Origin of the sequence: Pseudomonas fluorescens, from assembly GCF_902497625.1 — a bacterium.
Taxonomy (GTDB): domain Bacteria; phylum Pseudomonadota; class Gammaproteobacteria; order Pseudomonadales; family Pseudomonadaceae; genus Aquipseudomonas; species Aquipseudomonas fluorescens_BQ.
Window position 1 is genome coordinate 1 of record NZ_CABVGX010000122.1, and the last position, 1,201, is coordinate 1,201.

The window sequence follows — 1,201 nt, forward strand, 5'->3', positions numbered from 1 at the left end:
CCTTGCCACAGGCAAGCCCCCTCGCCACAGACAAGCCCCCTTGCCACAGGCAAGCCCCCTCGCCACAGACAAGCCCCCTCGCCACAGGCAAGCCCCCTTGCCACAGGCAAGCCCCTTCGCCACAGGCAAGCCTCCTTGCACAGCAAGCCGCCTCACCACAGGTATCCGCTTGGCCTTATTGTTTGCCCAGCGCGAAGTTGGGCAGACTGCCCATCGGTTGAGCGAACTGATAGGGGATCGATACCAGGCCAAGGCCGGTATTGCGCTGCACCACGAAATGCAGGTGCGGGCCGCTGCTGTTGCCGGTGTTGCCTGACAGCGCCAAGGCACTGCCCACTGACACTCGCTGCCCCTCCCTAACGCTCACCGACCCCCGTTGCAGGTGCAGGTAGACGCCCATCGTCCCATCATCGTGCAGTACTCGCACGAAATTGCCCGACGGGTCAGTGCCGCGGCCGGTCTGTTTATTCTCGGTTTTCACTACGATGCCACCGCGCGCCGCGATGATCGGCGTGCCTTCGGGCATGGCGATGTCCATGGCGAAGCGGTTTTTCGGGCCGTAGTGGCTGTACTGGCCATTGGCGCCCTGACTCAGGCGAAACGGTCCGCCACGCCACGGCAGCGGGTATCGGTAGGCCATGGCGGCGCCTGAGGGGTCACCCAGGGAATATTCGAACTTCGGGACATACACGAGCGGTCGACCGGACTGTTTGGGCGTGAGCAGCGCCAGACGGATCCTGCTACGCGCGGGCATGACCCGCCGAATCGGTCGGCTCGGCGCGCCGCTGACGTTTTTCAGACCCGAGAAACTCAATTCGATCTCGACCGGCGCGTACAGGTCGTTGCGCACGAACACGCTGTCCGTGCCCTTCTGTTTCTGGATGTCGAGGTACACCTGCCGCTCCAGGTTTTCGTCCATGCGATCACGGAAGACGAACACTTTGGAGCCTTTCGTGGGACGGTCGCTGTAGGAGACCACGCCATTGGCATCTTTGGACTTGTAGATGGTCATCGCCACGGCCGACGTGCAGGCCACGAACAGACCACAGAACAACAACAGGCGCGCGAGCATGGGCAGGTATCTGTCGAGTGAGACTTGGGTTGGAGCCTAGCAGGTGCGAGGGGGCTGGGGGGTAGGTAGTTTCAAAATGGGCAGTTCAACAGATGCGTGGTGAATTTAATGACCCCATCGCGAGCAAGC

Annotated in this window: 1 protein-coding gene; it reads right to left on the reverse strand. The window is 62.0% G+C overall.

What is annotated here, in order from left to right; all coding sequences use genetic code 11:
- Nucleotides 1-175 precede the first annotated feature (175 nt).
- A complete protein-coding gene (locus F8N12_RS27540; protein WP_150583002.1) occupies nucleotides 176-1,072 on the reverse strand; it encodes a peptidoglycan DD-metalloendopeptidase family protein in 897 nt (298 codons plus the stop codon).
- Nucleotides 1,073-1,201 lie beyond the last annotated feature (129 nt).

What these genes read in the sequence shown, in the direction of transcription:
- F8N12_RS27540 (WP_150583002.1), bottom strand. Translation starts at nt 1,072, where the DNA reads ATGCTCGCGCGCCTGTTGTTGTTCTGTGGTCTGTTCGTGGCCTGCACG.